Origin of the sequence: Bacterioplanoides sp., assembly GCF_965219715.1 — a bacterium.
Lineage (GTDB): Bacteria > Pseudomonadota > Gammaproteobacteria > Pseudomonadales > Oceanobacteraceae > Bacterioplanoides.
Map to the genome: position 1 here is coordinate 527,082 of NZ_OZ244785.1, position 14,405 is coordinate 541,486.

General features: G+C 46.6%; 18 protein-coding genes and 7 tRNA genes. 17 read left to right on the plus strand and 8 right to left on the minus strand.

Annotated elements, in window-relative coordinates; genetic code table 11:
- The first annotated feature begins 65 nt into the window (after positions 1-65).
- The 3 genes from msrB (at position 66) to ACOQOZ_RS02940 (ending at position 1,622) form a co-directional block, all read left to right on the plus strand.
- Entirely contained in the window at positions 66-464 is a 399-nt protein-coding gene (gene msrB, locus ACOQOZ_RS02930; protein ID WP_420590796.1) for a peptide-methionine (R)-S-oxide reductase MsrB, read from the plus strand.
- A gap of 128 nt (positions 465-592) precedes the next feature.
- Positions 593-1,072, plus strand: a complete 480-nt coding sequence (locus ACOQOZ_RS02935) for a glutathione peroxidase (RefSeq protein ID WP_420590797.1) — start codon at positions 593-595, stop codon at positions 1,070-1,072.
- A 97-nt stretch (positions 1,073-1,169) separates the two neighbouring features.
- Complete coding sequence (locus tag ACOQOZ_RS02940; RefSeq protein ID WP_420590798.1) at positions 1,170-1,622, plus strand: MarR family winged helix-turn-helix transcriptional regulator; 453 nt, start codon at positions 1,170-1,172, stop codon at positions 1,620-1,622.
- A 26-nt stretch (positions 1,623-1,648) separates the two neighbouring features.
- Here the strand turns inward: ACOQOZ_RS02940 and ACOQOZ_RS02945 are convergent, their stop codons facing one another.
- Positions 1,649-2,386 (minus strand): hypothetical protein, encoded by a 738-nt coding sequence (locus ACOQOZ_RS02945; RefSeq protein WP_420590799.1) that lies wholly within the window; start codon positions 2,384-2,386, stop codon positions 1,649-1,651.
- Positions 2,387-2,507: 121 nt separating this feature from the next.
- Here ACOQOZ_RS02945 and ACOQOZ_RS02950 point away from each other — a divergent pair.
- The 6 genes from ACOQOZ_RS02950 (at position 2,508) to ACOQOZ_RS02975 (ending at position 3,243) form a co-directional block, all read left to right on the plus strand.
- Positions 2,508-2,583, plus strand: a tRNA-Glu gene (locus ACOQOZ_RS02950).
- Positions 2,584-2,617: 34 nt separating this feature from the next.
- Positions 2,618-2,693 (plus strand) — tRNA-Gly (locus ACOQOZ_RS02955).
- 68 nt (positions 2,694-2,761) lie between these two features.
- Positions 2,762-2,837, plus strand: a tRNA-Glu gene (locus ACOQOZ_RS02960).
- Positions 2,838-2,876: 39 nt separating this feature from the next.
- Positions 2,877-2,952: transfer RNA gene (locus ACOQOZ_RS02965), tRNA-Gly, on the plus strand.
- A gap of 105 nt (positions 2,953-3,057) precedes the next feature.
- Positions 3,058-3,133 (plus strand) — tRNA-Glu (locus tag ACOQOZ_RS02970).
- 34 nt (positions 3,134-3,167) lie between these two features.
- Positions 3,168-3,243 (plus strand) — tRNA-Gly (locus tag ACOQOZ_RS02975).
- Between the two features lie 123 nt (positions 3,244-3,366).
- On the opposite strand, the gene ACOQOZ_RS02980 is transcribed toward ACOQOZ_RS02975, so the two are convergent.
- Positions 3,367-3,780, minus strand: a complete 414-nt coding sequence (locus ACOQOZ_RS02980; protein WP_420590800.1) for a PA2817 family protein — start codon at positions 3,778-3,780, stop codon at positions 3,367-3,369.
- 16 nt (positions 3,781-3,796) lie between these two features.
- Here ACOQOZ_RS02980 and ACOQOZ_RS02985 point away from each other — a divergent pair, with 16 nt between their 5' ends.
- From ACOQOZ_RS02985 to queF, 3 genes are read left to right on the plus strand one after another with little or no spacing between them, the layout of a single operon-like run.
- Complete coding sequence (locus tag ACOQOZ_RS02985; RefSeq protein ID WP_420590801.1) at positions 3,797-4,714, plus strand: ABC transporter ATP-binding protein; 918 nt, start codon at positions 3,797-3,799, stop codon at positions 4,712-4,714.
- Positions 4,714-5,490 carry an ABC transporter permease gene (locus tag ACOQOZ_RS02990; protein ID WP_420590802.1) on the plus strand — a complete coding sequence of 259 codons (777 nt, stop codon included), beginning with the start codon at positions 4,714-4,716 and terminating at the stop codon, positions 5,488-5,490. The genes ACOQOZ_RS02985 and ACOQOZ_RS02990 overlap by 1 nt, the downstream gene beginning before the upstream one ends.
- 26 nt (positions 5,491-5,516) lie before the next feature.
- Positions 5,517-6,338 (plus strand): NADPH-dependent 7-cyano-7-deazaguanine reductase QueF, encoded by an 822-nt coding sequence (gene queF / locus ACOQOZ_RS02995; protein WP_420590803.1) that lies wholly within the window; start codon positions 5,517-5,519, stop codon positions 6,336-6,338.
- Positions 6,339-6,371: 33 nt separating this feature from the next.
- On the opposite strand, the gene ACOQOZ_RS03000 is transcribed toward queF, so the two are convergent.
- Positions 6,372-7,760 carry an adenylate/guanylate cyclase domain-containing protein gene (locus ACOQOZ_RS03000; protein ID WP_420590804.1) on the minus strand — a complete coding sequence of 463 codons (1,389 nt, stop codon included), beginning with the start codon at positions 7,758-7,760 and terminating at the stop codon, positions 6,372-6,374.
- 180 nt (positions 7,761-7,940) lie between these two features.
- On the opposite strand from ACOQOZ_RS03000, the gene ACOQOZ_RS03005 reads away from it, so the two are divergent.
- Together ACOQOZ_RS03005 and ACOQOZ_RS03010 are read left to right on the plus strand one after the other, a co-directional pair.
- A complete protein-coding gene (locus tag ACOQOZ_RS03005) occupies positions 7,941-8,507 on the plus strand; it encodes a nitroreductase family protein (RefSeq protein WP_420590805.1) in 567 nt (188 codons plus the stop codon).
- Between the two features lie 80 nt (positions 8,508-8,587).
- Positions 8,588-8,675, plus strand: a tRNA-Ser gene (locus ACOQOZ_RS03010).
- Between the two features lie 86 nt (positions 8,676-8,761).
- On the opposite strand, the gene ACOQOZ_RS03015 is transcribed toward ACOQOZ_RS03010, so the two are convergent.
- A complete protein-coding gene (locus tag ACOQOZ_RS03015) occupies positions 8,762-9,760 on the minus strand; it encodes a hypothetical protein (protein ID WP_420590806.1) in 999 nt (332 codons plus the stop codon).
- Between the two features lie 309 nt (positions 9,761-10,069).
- On the opposite strand from ACOQOZ_RS03015, the gene ACOQOZ_RS03020 reads away from it, so the two are divergent.
- A complete protein-coding gene (locus ACOQOZ_RS03020; RefSeq protein WP_420590807.1) occupies positions 10,070-10,711 on the plus strand; it encodes an inovirus Gp2 family protein in 642 nt (213 codons plus the stop codon).
- 97 nt (positions 10,712-10,808) lie between these two features.
- Positions 10,809-11,015 (plus strand): AlpA family transcriptional regulator, encoded by a 207-nt coding sequence (locus ACOQOZ_RS03025; RefSeq protein ID WP_420590808.1) that lies wholly within the window; start codon positions 10,809-10,811, stop codon positions 11,013-11,015.
- Positions 11,016-11,039: 24 nt separating this feature from the next.
- Here ACOQOZ_RS03025 and ACOQOZ_RS03030 read toward each other — a convergent pair whose 3' ends face one another.
- Positions 11,040-11,855: a hypothetical protein gene (locus tag ACOQOZ_RS03030; RefSeq protein ID WP_420590809.1), complete on the minus strand. Its 816-nt coding sequence runs from the start codon at positions 11,853-11,855 to the stop codon at positions 11,040-11,042.
- Positions 11,856-12,134: 279 nt separating this feature from the next.
- Positions 12,135-12,512 carry a hypothetical protein gene (locus ACOQOZ_RS03035; RefSeq protein ID WP_420590810.1) on the minus strand — a complete coding sequence of 126 codons (378 nt, stop codon included), beginning with the start codon at positions 12,510-12,512 and terminating at the stop codon, positions 12,135-12,137.
- Between the two features lie 158 nt (positions 12,513-12,670).
- On the opposite strand from ACOQOZ_RS03035, the gene ACOQOZ_RS03040 reads away from it, so the two are divergent.
- Positions 12,671-13,045, plus strand: a complete 375-nt coding sequence (locus ACOQOZ_RS03040) for a helix-turn-helix domain-containing protein (protein ID WP_420590811.1) — start codon at positions 12,671-12,673, stop codon at positions 13,043-13,045.
- A gap of 14 nt (positions 13,046-13,059) precedes the next feature.
- On the opposite strand, the gene ACOQOZ_RS03045 is transcribed toward ACOQOZ_RS03040, so the two are convergent.
- Positions 13,060-14,016 carry a DUF932 domain-containing protein gene (locus ACOQOZ_RS03045; RefSeq protein ID WP_420590812.1) on the minus strand — a complete coding sequence of 319 codons (957 nt, stop codon included), beginning with the start codon at positions 14,014-14,016 and terminating at the stop codon, positions 13,060-13,062.
- 24 nt (positions 14,017-14,040) lie between these two features.
- The gene (locus ACOQOZ_RS03050; protein ID WP_420590813.1) at positions 14,041-14,367 is read right to left on the minus strand and encodes a hypothetical protein; all 327 of its coding nucleotides are present in this window, start codon (positions 14,365-14,367) and stop codon (positions 14,041-14,043) included.
- Positions 14,368-14,405 lie beyond the last annotated feature (38 nt).

The window sequence follows — 14,405 nt, forward strand, 5'->3', positions numbered from 1 at the left end:
TAGCTTCAAAAAATCGAAAGGAAGCATGATACTCCTACCGAGGCAGGTACGAAATAGGGCATATCATGAAAAAACTAAATAAAAGCCCGGAAGAATGGCGCAAAGAGCTGGATCCGGAGACTTATCGCATTACTCGTGAAGCCGGAACTGAGCGTGCATTCACGGGTAAGTATTACGATTGTAAAGAGAAGGGCAGTTACGCCTGTGTGTGTTGCGGCGAGGTGCTGTTTTTCTCGGATGCAAAGTATGACTCAGGATGTGGTTGGCCGAGCTTTTTCCAACCGGCTGATGATCAGGTGATAGAGGAGCGTCAGGATACCTCTCATTTTATGGTGCGAACCGAAGTGGTGTGTCAGCATTGTGATGCGCATCTTGGCCATGTTTTTACCGATGGGCCAGCTCCGACCGGATTACGTTACTGCATTAACTCCGCGTCTATTCAACTAAACCCAGAAGATAGTTAGTTATAGAAGGCGACCGCTTGGCATTTATGCCACGGCCGCTGACCCAAAACCCATCTTGCGTGTTCTTATAATGATATGTATTGTGCACAATATAAAAGTAAGCGATATATCTAATGTGAGACATACCAATGAGTGTACTGAACTACGAAATGCCATTATTGAATGGTGAGATGCAAAACTTGGCTGAATATCAGGGAAGTGTTGTACTGATCGTTAATACCGCCAGTAAATGTGGTTTTACGCCGCAATACGAAGGTCTTGAGGCGATCTACCAGGACTACAAAGACAAAGGTCTGGTGATTCTGGGTTTCCCTTGTAATCAGTTTGGCAAGCAAGAGCAGGGCGATGCCAGTGAAATTGGTGCCTTTTGTCAGAAGAACTACGGAGTGTCTTTTCCGATGTTCTCCAAAATTGAAGTGAATGGTGATAATGCTGCACCTCTCTATAATGACCTGAAAAAAGCAGCGCCGGGTGTAATGGGTACAAAAGGCATTAAGTGGAACTTCACTAAATTTCTGGTTAATAAAGAAGGCAAGGTGCTGAAGCGTTATGCGCCAACGACTAAGCCAGAGGATATCAAAGCTGATATTGAGGCTGCTCTGGCCTGATTGTCTGCGACCTGAATCAACTTGGCTGTGTTCAGGTTGATTTATCCTGCTTTTGAATCTCTGAATATTTCAACGTTCGTAATAAAAGATCCGTTGCGTGACCATTAAGAAGCTCCCTCAGTTACATCTGGATAACCAACTCTGCTTTTCGGTCTACAGCCTGTCGCGTCAGATTACTCAGGCCTATCAGCCGTTGCTTAAGCCTTTAGGGCTGACTTACCCGCAATATCTGGTGATGTTGGTTCTGTGGCAGGACTACGAAGAACAGCGTTTACCTGTATCGGTTAAACATCTTTGCCAGCAGTTGATGCTGGACACTGGGACCATCACTCCGCTGCTGAAGCGGATGGAATCAAATGGCTTGTTAACGCGACAGCGTTCTGAGCAGGATGAGCGGGTCGTGTTGGTGATGTTGAGCGAAGAGGGTATTGCTTTGAGAGATCAGGCGGCGAGTGTGCCGATCAAACTGGCGTGTGGGCATGGTTTTGATGTGAATGAAGCCATCAGCTTACGCGACAGAATTCGCTCCTGGTTAAAAGCCTGGCGTTGATTTTTATCTGCCTAAGGCATTTCTGATCAGAAATGTTTCTTCTTCCAGGATTCCTGTTCTTCCGCCAATTGCTCAGCTGCGTCGGCCAGTTTATTGGTTGCAACCGCAGGGCGGGGGGCTAGATTCTGTAACATTTGTTTCGCTTCGGCTTCCAGTTTTCGTTGATCTTCACTGGGTTTTCGAATCGCTTTTAATGTTTTCAGCAGCTTATTGAGTTGAAGTTCGGCTTTGGCTGGGTTGTTTAAGCTAATGGCAGCCTTTGCTTGCGAAAAGAACACTGTGGTGACCAGGTTGACGTTTAACACTCGCAGTTCATTCAATAACAGGCTCGCCTTCTGCTGGTCGATCATTCTTTTTTTATAACAGGCCTTAATCAGTTCAATCTGTTGTTGAATGGATTTGCGCAGCTGCTTTGCTTTGAGTTCATCCTGAGGCAGGCGTGCTTTATGAGAAGGTGGGGATTGCAGCCAGTCTGAGGTTTGTTGAATGGCGTGTTTTACTTTGCTGTTAATCGGTAAGCCTATTTGTGCCAGGCTCACACCCGCTTGTGAAATCATGCCACACAACCAGCTGAAAGAATCTCCGCCCAGCCATGGATTAAGCGTATCTGCCAATTGGTATTGCAGATTAATAAAGTCCATGAGTTCAACTGACGCTCTTGCGCGCTCCAGTCTTTGCTGTTCGCGCCAGCGCACAAACCAGAGGGCGGTGGTGGCCGCGATAGCGGTAAAAACTGCGAGAATGATCAGGGCCGTGGTCGACATTATTTTCCCATCCCGGGAGCTCTATTGTTAGCTATGTCCTTAGTGTAGTTGGATTTTTTTTATTTGTAGGGGTTGACGTAAGATCTAACTCTCTCTAATATTCGCGCTCCTTGATTGAGACGTCCCCATCGTCTAGAGGCCTAGGACACCGCCCTTTCACGGCGGTAACAGGGGTTCGAATCCCCTTGGGGATGCCATCTTCCTTCTGATTCAGAAGAAGATGCATTAAGTGCGGGAATAGCTCAGTTGGTAGAGCACGACCTTGCCAAGGTCGGGGTCGCGAGTTCGAATCTCGTTTCCCGCTCCAATTTCTTTGTTGAAGTTGGAGTCGACGTTAAAATCAGGAAAGCAGCACTAGGCGCTGCAATACGGTGCGTCCCCATCGTCTAGAGGCCTAGGACACCGCCCTTTCACGGCGGTAACAGGGGTTCGAATCCCCTTGGGGATGCCAACTTCTTATTTGCTTTGGTAAATAGAAGTTGCTGCATGTGCGGGAATAGCTCAGTTGGTAGAGCACGACCTTGCCAAGGTCGGGGTCGCGAGTTCGAATCTCGTTTCCCGCTCCAATTCAAAAATGAGTTGGAAGCCGCAAGCACCGAAAATTGATTTTTAAGAAAAAAGTCTTGCAAATCAATAAATTAGCTGTATTATACGCAGCAGCTAAACGATGCGTCCCCATCGTCTAGAGGCCTAGGACACCGCCCTTTCACGGCGGTAACAGGGGTTCGAATCCCCTTGGGGATGCCACTTTCTTTTCAATGTGATTTGAAAGTTAGCATAAGCGGGAATAGCTCAGTTGGTAGAGCACGACCTTGCCAAGGTCGGGGTCGCGAGTTCGAATCTCGTTTCCCGCTCCAATTCAAACCAAGCGTTTGAATAGAGATAAATAAAAGCTGCACTTGATGCGGCTTTTTTTATGCCTGTCGTTCAGAGAAGCGTTATGTTGCGCCCGAAAATGCCACGGGCGCGTACATTCGAAATCAGGCGTCGAACTGATCCGAGCTTTGCTGCAGCAGGGCTTTAACGGCATCGCGGTCAAAGCTACCGGATGTCTGATCATGCTCGGCTTCCTGCTCATCCAGTTTCTGGAACAGATCGATTTCTTCGTCCGACATAAAGTGCAAGCATTCGCCGCCGAAAAACCACAGCAGATCACGGTCAATAACCGGCGTCAGTTGTGGCTGATGAACCAGGATGCCCATAAGCCAGTCTTGTCCGGCGGCATAAGCTGAATCAGTGCGTTCCTCCAGTTGCTCAATCAGCTGCTGTAACTGGTGTAAAATCTCATCTGCTATAGCGCCAGGATTCGACTCGTTGGCGCGTTGCATTCGTTGCTGTACCTGATTCAGCAATTGGATGTGATGGTTCAGGCGTTCATTTACAGGTTGATTCATAAAGGTACTTATCAAGATGGTTCCAGCGTTACAGGTGTCGGGCTTATCTAAAGTCTATGACAACGGCTTTCAGGCGTTGAAAGGCATTGATCTGACGGTAGAGCAGGGTGATTTTTTTGCACTGCTCGGCCCGAACGGAGCTGGTAAGTCTACCACGCTTGGTATCGTATCGGGACTGGTGCAGAAAACGGCCGGAAGCGCAGCCATTATGGGGCATGATGTGAATACCCAGGCGTTTGATGCCAAACGTGATCTCGGGGTGGTGCCGCAGGAGTTTAATTTTAACCAGTTTGAGAAAGTGCGCGATATTGTTGTGACTCAGGCGGGTTTTTTTGGTTTGACCGCCAGTCAGGCGGGTGATAATGCGGATTACTTATTAAAAGCACTGGATCTTTGGGATAAGCGTGACACCCAGGCGCGTATGCTATCTGGTGGCATGAAGCGCCGGTTAATGATTGCCCGGGCCTTGGTTCACAAGCCGAAAGTGTTGATTCTGGATGAACCGACCGCTGGTGTTGATATTGAGCTGCGTCGTTCCATGTGGGAATTTATGCAGCAATTAAATCAACAGGGAACCACCATTATTTTAACGACGCATTACCTCGAAGAAGCTGAGCAATTGTGTCGTAATATCGCCATTATCAATCAGGGAGAGATTGTTAAGGCAACCAGTACCCGAGAGCTGCTGTCGCAATTGCACACCGAAACGTTTGTTTTTGATCTGGATTCAGCCGTGCCTGAGGGTTTGCAGTTGCCAGGCTATGACGTTTCCGTTGCTTCCCAGGACTGCATCGAAATAACGGTCGAAAAAGGCCAGAGCATTAATGCTATTTTTCAGCAATTAACGGAAGTGGGATTAGAAGTACGTAGTATGCGGACAAAATCCAATCGTCTGGAAGAGTTGTTTGTTAATCTTGTTCAGGAGTCAAAGTAATGTCTGTGATGCAGGTGCAGTGGATTGCTCTGAAAACAATTGTTACCAAAGAAATTCGTCGCTTTATGCGCATCTGGCAGCAAACGCTGGTGCCACCCGCAATTACAATGACGCTGTATTTTATTATTTTTGGTAATCTGATTGGCTCACGCATTGGTGAAATGGGTGGGGTCGATTATATGGCGTTTATCGTCCCGGGATTAATTATGATGAGCGTGATTACCAATGCTTACGGTAATGTTGCCTCATCATTTTTCAGCAATAAATTTCAGCGTAGCGTTGAAGAAATGATGGTTGCCCCAGTGCATCCCGGAACTATTTTGCTGGGATTTGTCGCGGGTGGTGTGGCTCGTGGTGTGCTCGTTGGTTTGATCGTCACCCTGTTGTCACTCTATTTTACTCAGTTACAGATTCATAATATTTTCGTTGTTGTGGCGGTAATATTATTGTCGGCGGTGTTGTTTTCATTGGGTGGATTTATTAATGCGATTTTTGCCAATAAATTCGATGATATTTCAATTATTCCAACCTTTGTTATAACGCCTCTGACGTATCTGGGTGGTGTGTTTTATTCCATCGGTTTATTGCCTGAATTCTGGCAAAGTGTTTCGATGTTTAATCCTATCTTATACATGGTTAATACCTTCCGTTACGGCATTTTAGGCGTGTCGGACGTTGATTTGTTAACCTCATTTATCATGTTGTTTGTCTTTATTATTGTTGCATCGCTCTATTGCATCTGGTTGATGCGTCGTGGTGTTGGTATGAGACAATAATCAGAAAATTATTCGCAGGAAAATGTATGACTTCCGTAAATAGTGAACACAATCCCCTCGGTCAGGTATCCGAATACAAGGATGTGTATGATCCGACCTTGCTCTATCCAATTGCTCGGGATGAAAGTTGGAAAAATCAGGGGCTTGATCGTTATCAGGTGCCGTTTTTTGGTCTGGATATCTGGAATAGTTATGAGATTTCCTGGCTGAACCCTAAAGGCAAACCACATGTGTGCCTGGCGGAGTTTCGTATTCCTGCGACGTCGGAGTTTCTGATAGAATCGAAGTCCTTCAAGTTGTATCTCAACTCCTATAACCAGACTAAGGTTGCTTCTGCGGAAGAAGTGCGTGCACGTATGGCCCGTGATTTGTCGGCAGCAGCGGGTGCGCCGGTTGAGGTGATTTTTCATCCAATTGATGCAACGTTTGCGTCGGCGCCAGCTGCATTATGCATCGATGATGAAGACATCAGTGTTGAGAGTTACGAGTTGGATGCCTCATTGCTTAAGGTATCGGAAGGGGAGTTTGATGGTTGGTTGTGCAGCCATCTGTTGAAATCCAACTGTCCGGTTACCGGGCAACCCGATTGGGGCAGCCTGTTTATCCGATACAAGGGTAAGCAAATCGATAAGGCTGGATTATTGTCTTATGTGGTTTCGCTGCGCCAGCATCAGGACTTTCATGAGCAGTGTGTTGAGCGCACGTTCCGCGACATTATGCTGGCTTGTCAGCCGGAAGCGTTAACGGTTTACGCCCGTTATGTGCGTCGAGGTGGTTTGGATATTAATCCGTTCCGCAGTACCGATGCAGAGGCTGAAGCGATCAACTTCCGTTTGTCCCGACAGTAAGCGTCTCTGGATTATTGAATGTGTGGCCTGCTGTCAGGCCACAATATTGTTACGGATTTTACTGGCGGCTTTTTCTAGTGCCGCTGCGACAGCATCACGATCTTCTTCGCGGATTTTGTCCGACTCCAGATGAAGCGAGAACCCGTCGGTTTCATGATTCATAAAGCTTGGGTTGGCACCCAGATCACGACGGTAGTCAATGATTTGATATAACGGGAGAGGGTCGCGGAAACCTTTTACTTCCGCCGTGCCGCGTTTGCGGCAGATGATCTTATCTTTCACCAGGGCATAGGTTTCGTGTGAAATCAGAATTTCGCCGGGCTCTGCTTTGGATTCCAGGCGGCTGGCGAGGTTCACTTCTTTGCCAATGATGGTGTAATCCATACGGCTTTCGGTACCGAAATTCCCAACCGTACAATAACCGGTGTTGATGCCCATGCGAATTTGCAGGGGAGCCGTCATACCTATTTCTGCCCATTGTTTTCTCAGGCGTAACATGTGACGGCGCATTTCGATTGCCATTGAAACACAGGCGATGGCATCACCTTTTGTGCCTTTGCTGGATGGATCGCCGAAGAAGATCATCATGCCGTCACCGATGAACTTATCAATGGTGCCGCCATATTTCAGGGCGATGCGCGACATGTCGGTCAGGTACTGATTAAGCAGGTCGGTGAACGCTTCTGCTTCCATTTGCTCTGATAAGGCTGAAAAGCCAACGATGTCTGAGAAGAAGATCACCAGCTTTTTTCGCTGAGTTTCAAGTTTTGCCTGACGCCTGCCGGAAAAAATGGACTGCCAGACCTGGGGGGCGACATAGCGGGATACTTGTTGAGACAGCGCCTGAAAGCGTTCAACCTGGCCCTGAAACTTGAGTTTCAGTCGCATCAGATCACGAGCTTGGCGATTGCTGTTAAATGCCGAAATGGCCAGATGCATACCAACGCCCAGGGCCGCGGTGATAAATACCGGGTCCGGAATGGGGGCTGCTTTGTGGTAGCCAAACATCAACAGGCCGGCTGCTCCACCGGAGACCAGTGAAATGACACAAAACGCCCACGCAGTCACGCTGCCGACAATAATAAAGCTGGTGTTGATCATGATCAGAAACAGCACCACCAATTCTATTGGTAAATGCAGATAGGCCAGGAAGATTCCACACAATACGGCGTCGCCATGAATCAGAAACTGACGCGTGGAATAAGCGTGACGCTTGCGAAAAGGGCGGCTGATGACGTGGACCAGATGAGGGTATAGCAAGGCGATGATAACAACGCCGTATGCACTGGCGCTGTAATGGTTCTGAATAATGCCAACCAGGGTGGTAACCACGGCAACACTATAGCCCATGATCCGGGCGAGATAGTCTTGTTTAGGCAGAGTTGTCTCTGAAAATTGAGCCGTTTCTTGCGGGTCAAACATCGTCAGAACCTGAATCGTTGTTGTTATTAGTCGGCGCTGGCAGAGCAAAGGCGGCGAATCTGTACATCTATATACCCAGAATTGGCGTCAGCAGCAAGTCATTGACTCTTAAGTCAGGCTGCTATGTCGTTGATGTCAGGATACAATAGTGACATTTCAAAATTATTGATCTGGAACTTTATGGACGCCTTGCAAAATATCTTACAACGGGTTTCTGCGCCGCAACTGACCGGCCCGGATGTTACTGCTGAACAGCTGGATACCCTGATTCAGGCTGCATTGAGAGCACCTGATCATGCGTGGCTACGACCAAGTCATTACATCTCGGTTCAGGGTGAAGGTCGTGTTGCTTTAGGTGAGGTGTTTTATCAGGCAACACCCGATCGGGAGCAGTTATCGCCGGAGAAGCAGCAAAAGATCCGTAACATGGCGATGCGTGCACCGCTGGTATTGGTTGCGGTGACCAAAATCGTTGACCACCCGAAGGTGCCGAGGGAGGAATTATTGCTCTCCACCGGTGCGGGAATTCAGAATATTCTGAGTGCGGCCTGGGCGATGGGGCTGGGTGCCATCTGGCGTACCGGTGATTTGGCGTATAACTCTGGAGTGAAGCAGGAATTAGGGTTGGCGGATGATGAAGAAATTGTTGGTTTTATCTATGTGGGCCACGTGAACTGCAAGCTGAAACAACCGCCCGAACTTAGCAGTGCTGATTTCTTAACCAGCTGGGATGGAAAAAGCGAATAAAAACAAAGAATTAGAGATAAGGTGTTGACCTTGGAAGAATCACTGCGTATAGTTCGCGGCCTCTGACGTTGAGTCAGCTTGGTGAGGTGTCCGAGTGGCCGAAGGAGCACGCCTGGAAAGTGTGTATACCGAAAGGTATCGAGGGTTCGAATCCCTCCCTCACCGCCACTAATTCTATTAAAGCCCTGATTTATCAGGGCTTTTTTATGTCTGCTAGAAAGCTATCCCCCAGGTTATCCCCTTGTAGTCATTATTTAGGTCTTGTTATGAAAAGCTGCATAAATAAGATCTTCAATAACCTCGTACTGCTTTTTTCCCGTTCTAGTAGCGAGCTTTTTTAGCTGAGTCTTACTTTCGGGAGAAATTTTTGTACTTAGTGCGACCCGCCCGGAGTTTTTAGCCCGATTGCGTCTGACCCCTAGATTGTTGCTGAAATTTTTATCGTATAGTTCTCGTTCAATGTAACTGGCATCCCATAAGCGCAGCATGGCGTTCAATACTCTCATCTTTGTTGAATACTCGGTGTTTTGTAGATGATTCTGGGCTTGGAGAATTGAAGCTGGAACGTGATCAGAGTACCGGTCAATGTGGTCAATCAAATGACTTGCCGCCCACTCTTCTGATGCGTCTTTAGGCTTAAGACGGTTGAAAGTGTCCAGGGATCTTTTAGGCCGAGATGGCTGGCTATTAGGAGCGCTTGTAGACCGTGACTCAATGAGTTTTTGTTTTCTTCGGAACTCAGAATGAAGATACCTTAGGAGGTAGGTTTTGTTGATCCATCGTGTTGGAAATGTATCCAAAGCCTCGAACAAATCCTCAGCGCTACTCGATATTGAAATGTCAGCATCTTTAATGGGGTGGGCACCCAAGTCGATTGAGCTTAATAGTTCACTGGAAACAGGAGGAAAGACATTATCTTCAATTCGTCCTGCGGGTCCTCGTTTGATTCGTCTCCACCTATTAGCTGGTCCGTCGTTTATGGCCTTATCAAAGGCATCCTCTATTTGCTTCAGTGAACCTCTATGAAAGGTATTGAGTAGGCAGATCACATAGGTTCGTTCTACGTCGTTTTCGATTAGCCATGGAAAGTCTGAAGGCGATTTTGCATCTTCTATTTCGGATTCCACAAAGCGCTTTAACTGGGCATTTGCTGAACCTTCTTCTTTCAAGTTAGTGCTGTATATGCCTGGATTCTCATCTTTGAAGATGATGGGTACAGTGGTCTTTATCCGACTTATTCTATCTTCTTTCATAAAATTACACAGTAATAAATAGATAATAAAAAGATAGTATAAAGGTAATTTAATGTGAAATATAAATGGATGAATTCCTCTGTAATAAAGGATTTCCACAGATTTATCTAACTCCAGAGCAGAATTTTGAGCTTCTAAAGCTCGATAGGGCAGCCGTATCGGGTCTTGAAGTAGGTTGATCTAAGCGTTCTTGGTGTCGGTTATAACTAGTATTACCAGCTGACTTATACATAAGCAGTTGAGGAGCTGGAGAGAGGAAAAATACACATTGGGTTGATGCCTTGTACTAACACAACAAGGTAACTACCAATGACCAATCAATACGATTCATCAATTCCCTTTTCTTCAGACAGCAGACCGCCGGTTATACAGAATCATGGTCCTTTGAATGAACGCTATCTCGACCAGATTGAGCGGACCATTGAGAAAGCTATTCAGTGCCATCCCCGCACAATGGCGGTAAGAGTGGATCTTAGGTTTCCAGCTTGTGCAGCCAGAACGGACAAGTCAGTGATTTCGCGTTTTGTGGATTCGCTGAAAGCGCAAATCAAAGCTGACCTTAAAGCTAAGGATCGGGCTGGTAAGCGGGTACATCCCTGCCATCTGCGTTACATATGGACTAGAGAGCAGGATTCTGGAGCCCGCCAGCACTATCACGTTCTATTGCTACTGAATCTCGATACCTATCGCGACTTGGGGAGATACGATGCTGCTGGAGGAAATCTGACCCATCGAATCCGCTCCGCCTGGGCGAGTGCCATTGGTGTTCCGCTATGTAGGCTTGGTGGAGCAGTTCATATCCCTGATAACCCAATCTATCACCTTAATATCAACTCTTCTGACTTCGGTGATAGTTTTGACGCGTTGTATTATCGAACCAGTTATTTTGCAAAGCAGAAGACTAAGCAGTACGGGGCGGGCGTAAGGCATTTTGGATGCAGTTCGAGATGAGGTTTTCAGTAGGGTACTTTGCGAAGGCTGATGAAAAATCGACGTTTATTACTAACTGACCAGATCGCATGTGTTAAGCCTACTAAGACTAAAAACCATGAAGATCTTAAAACTTAAAGAAGTAATGGACCGCACCGCATTGGGTCGTTCAACTATCTACAAGTACATTGCTGAAGATACTTTCCCTAAGCCTATCCCTCTGGGCTCTCGTTCAGTGGGGTGGCTGGAGAGTGAGGTGGATGAATGGATTCTTGCCAGAATTGCGGAGAGGGATGAGGCGCCTACACCGATGGTGAGCTGCTAGGCAGCTCACTTAAGCCGGTAAGGTTTATAAGTTATATCGATGGCGAATAATTCGAACATTCGTGTCGTCACACAAGTGCTCGGCATCAATATTCAGCACAACATTCAATATCGCCGCCATTGCCTTATTGGAAAACCTGAAATCGTCTGGGAGCTGATTTCCCATCTCGAAGCTCTTGTCAAAACTAATCACAAAGTCTTTTGCGACTGATTCACGTCCATTTAAAACTTCGTCAGTAAAAATGTAGTGTGTCGGTGAATCTAGAGACTGTTCAAATTCTGCAATTGCTGAGACCATTTCGGATCTGTCTGGCCAGTATCGTAGGTCAAATTGTCCTGAGAGCGGCTTAATAGCTTTAGACACGTAGCCTGAGTAGCGTGGGTTGTTAGAACCCGCAAGCTCCAGCAGTGCAGGTATACTTTGGTAATTAGCACGAGAAAACCCACTTTGCTCATACAGTATCTCCTGCTCTTGAAGCGCGGCTGATAATTCTTGTGATAGCTCTGAAACCTTATGATCAATTTGCCTTAGTGCCTTTAGCTCGGCCTTCGCCTGATTGACGCTTTCTAGGCTGTAATCATGGCCGCTCCAAATATGCTCAAGAATCAACCAAATGGCCTCTTTAGACTCCTGATTGGCAAAAGGGTCTCGAACGTCACTAAAACCGAACCGGGCTATTAACTCTTCATAGGCATCAGTCATTTCTTCACTGCGTTCAATCAAGCGGCTCATTGTGTCCCAGGAGGACATCCAAATCTGCTCTGTCTTGAATTCCTCCAGTTGGCGTTCAATAAAAGCTTTGCAGAAATTAGTAGCTGAAGAGGTTGGTAAGGTACTCATTTATCTTTTCCTTTTTAAAATACACAAACCAGAGGGTATGCAATCGGTTGAGCAGGCTCCGTATCTGAAGTTTTAAAGTTTTCTTGCTTTCAGATACGGTTGGGGCAAAAGTTTCCAATTTGGTTAGTCTAAAGATTTAATTTGTGGGTGCTACTTGCTTTGTTGGATGAAAGGAAGTTCGTGCTGAAGTGGGGTGTAAAAGCCTCTTTGAGTGTCGAAGGAAGAAAAAATAAGATGAGCTTAATAACCCCTCACTACTTCTGTAGTGAGGGGTTTTCTTTATAGGTTTTGATGGCTTGAATACCACTTAGAGCCACGCTGGATAAAGAACAGTCTGCCCTCTGCTAACTGTGGAGCATATATGTCACGGCCAAAGTACTCTTTGAAACCCTTTGCCTCAAACTTTGCTACATCTTCATCGCTTAGATAATAGGTGATAGCGTATTCGATGACGGTGTACTCCTCGTTTTCGATATCCTGGCTGTATTCATTGGTTACTTCCCATTTGTCTACAACATACCCTTGATCCATTTTCTTGGATTTGCTGAGCATATGAGCTTCTAAAACTTCGTTTGGAATACTGCTACCACAGGCTGCCATGAGTGCAGATAAAAATAGGGCGGAGATTACTTTTAGTACCGTTGATGGCTTGTTCATTTGATGTCTGTCCTTAAGTTGGATGAGATGTAATACCTGGCCAGTCGTCTTTTTAGGTCGACTCTCTATAGATATTCGCATCATTATGTTGGTTTTGATTGTTTGATTCAACAGATCTGTTCGTTTTTGATGGTGAGTTCCGGACTTATATTGCGAGTATGGAAACTCTCAATGACAGTACCGACGACAAACGACTTCGAAACCAGGCTTTTGGGAAGCGTCTTAAGGTGTTACGCCAGGCCTCTGGATTCACCCAAGATCAACTTGCGGAGCAGGTTGGCAAGTCATCTGAAACAATTAGCAAGCTTGAACGTGGGCTTATTTACCCTGGCGTTGATATGCTGATTTTGTTAGCAGAGAAGCTAGACAGTTCGTTAGATGAGTTGGTGGGGGTGACCCAGAGCCGAGGGCTTTCCGGCAAGCAAGTTACTCTGTTATCTGAAGCTCATATCGCTTTAAAGCAGATGGATGAAGAATTGCTCAGTGTTGCACTCAAGCAATTACAGGCGTTGAATACTTTAAGTACGCGTTAAACGATTTTGGTTCGTCACGCCACCAGCGCAAGTGCAGCATCAAGAGCTTTCTTCTTGGTGTTCGCACCATGGCCGAACCAGGCTGAGTCAATACGGTGTTCCGTACTGATAGCTCGCTTCTCGTGATCAACGAACTCCGTAATGGAATTCAGTAACCCGTAAGCGGTACGGTGTGCTGACTCCAGCTGTGAGCCTCTGCCATTGCCTTCAAACAAATTGATGGCTTTTGCGATAGAGTGCTTTCCAGCTGATTCTACTCCTGCATACTGAGGTGGAATAAGAACCTTATGGTAGAAATCTCTGGCCTCTTTTAAAGAAACCTTTCGCTCACTCAGTGTTTTCATTTCATATATAAAGTTATCCCAGCCAGAGACAGAAATACCGAGTTGCTTCTTCACAGCTTCTGGATCGAATTTAGTACTGTGTGGGATTTTGACTGCGCTTTCTTTATCTTGAGATAGAGAAATTGCCAGAGTGTTGTTACATACAACTCGAACGCTGGTGAATTGAGCTGTAGTGGCCATCGTGCCGTCACACGCGGTAGCTAATAGCACATAGCCGTTGGTTACATCATTGCCCTTCAAGCTGGTGGATTGGCCTGTACGAGCTAATGCCCAGATTTTCTTACCTCCCTTGAGTACTCCGGCTGTTTCCAGCTCAAAACCGGATACCTCGGTCAGGTCTCGATAGAATTCGAGGATCTCCCGTGGTTGAACGACGTTATACCGTTGTCCAACTACAGATAGTGCATCACCAGTATCAGAACGATAGAGCACGGTTTTGTCTTCGAATGAACCGAGAGAATCAGTTTCAATACCTGTATTGAACAGCACAGGGCTACGATTAATTTCCCAGTTTAACCCGGCCTTATCTGCCCAGAATTCTAACGGCATACCTTTTTCTAAGCGGGTACCCAGTTCATGCCAAGGCATTTCACCGACGTATGCCATGCTTTCTACTAAATGAGACATATTAGTTTCCTCTAATGTATGGTTTTATGCGCAGGTGCTGAATTCATGCCAGCAAGAATTGCAGAGATAATTATCGAGTACTTTTTCGTCGATAGTTTTACCGACGGCAGCTCCGGTGGTCCCACCGGTAGCAGCACCAAGTAGACCTCCGATAATGGCACCGCCAATACCTCCAATTACTGGCCCGCCTGGGCCTGCGATCACGCCCACTTTCATTCCTATTTGGGCTCCGGTGTAAGAAGCTTTGGCACCCCCTATAGCACCGGCAGCGGTACCGATTTTTCCTGCAAGTTTACGAGCGGTGTTTTTTGTATGAACTGAATCTGACTTGCATTTTGGGCATAGTGTCATGTGTGTTTTCTCCATATTTACTGAGGGTAGAGGCTAAT

Bases quoted from the DNA above. Each gene is read 5' to 3' on its own strand.
- msrB (WP_420590796.1), top strand. From the start codon at position 66: ATGAAAAAACTAAATAAAAGCCCGGAAGAATGGCGCAAAGAGCTGGAT.
- ACOQOZ_RS02935 (WP_420590797.1), top strand. From the start codon at position 593: ATGAGTGTACTGAACTACGAAATGCCATTATTGAATGGTGAGATGCAA.
- ACOQOZ_RS02945 (WP_420590799.1), bottom strand. From the start codon at position 2,386: ATGTCGACCACGGCCCTGATCATTCTCGCAGTTTTTACCGCTATCGCG.
- ACOQOZ_RS02980 (WP_420590800.1), bottom strand. From the start codon at position 3,780: ATGAATCAACCTGTAAATGAACGCCTGAACCATCACATCCAATTGCTG.
- ACOQOZ_RS02985 (WP_420590801.1), top strand. From the start codon at position 3,797: ATGGTTCCAGCGTTACAGGTGTCGGGCTTATCTAAAGTCTATGACAAC.
- ACOQOZ_RS02990 (WP_420590802.1), top strand. From the start codon at position 4,714: ATGTCTGTGATGCAGGTGCAGTGGATTGCTCTGAAAACAATTGTTACC.
- queF (WP_420590803.1), top strand. From the start codon at position 5,517: ATGACTTCCGTAAATAGTGAACACAATCCCCTCGGTCAGGTATCCGAA.
- ACOQOZ_RS03000 (WP_420590804.1), bottom strand. From the start codon at position 7,760: ATGTTTGACCCGCAAGAAACGGCTCAATTTTCAGAGACAACTCTGCCT.
- ACOQOZ_RS03005 (WP_420590805.1), top strand. From the start codon at position 7,941: ATGGACGCCTTGCAAAATATCTTACAACGGGTTTCTGCGCCGCAACTG.
- ACOQOZ_RS03015 (WP_420590806.1), bottom strand. From the start codon at position 9,760: ATGAAAGAAGATAGAATAAGTCGGATAAAGACCACTGTACCCATCATC.
- ACOQOZ_RS03020 (WP_420590807.1), top strand. From the start codon at position 10,070: ATGACCAATCAATACGATTCATCAATTCCCTTTTCTTCAGACAGCAGA.
- ACOQOZ_RS03025 (WP_420590808.1), top strand. From the start codon at position 10,809: ATGAAGATCTTAAAACTTAAAGAAGTAATGGACCGCACCGCATTGGGT.
- ACOQOZ_RS03030 (WP_420590809.1), bottom strand. From the start codon at position 11,855: ATGAGTACCTTACCAACCTCTTCAGCTACTAATTTCTGCAAAGCTTTT.
- ACOQOZ_RS03035 (WP_420590810.1), bottom strand. From the start codon at position 12,512: ATGAACAAGCCATCAACGGTACTAAAAGTAATCTCCGCCCTATTTTTA.
- ACOQOZ_RS03040 (WP_420590811.1), top strand. From the start codon at position 12,671: ATGGAAACTCTCAATGACAGTACCGACGACAAACGACTTCGAAACCAG.
- ACOQOZ_RS03045 (WP_420590812.1), bottom strand. From the start codon at position 14,016: ATGTCTCATTTAGTAGAAAGCATGGCATACGTCGGTGAAATGCCTTGG.
- ACOQOZ_RS03050 (WP_420590813.1), bottom strand. From the start codon at position 14,367: ATGACACTATGCCCAAAATGCAAGTCAGATTCAGTTCATACAAAAAAC.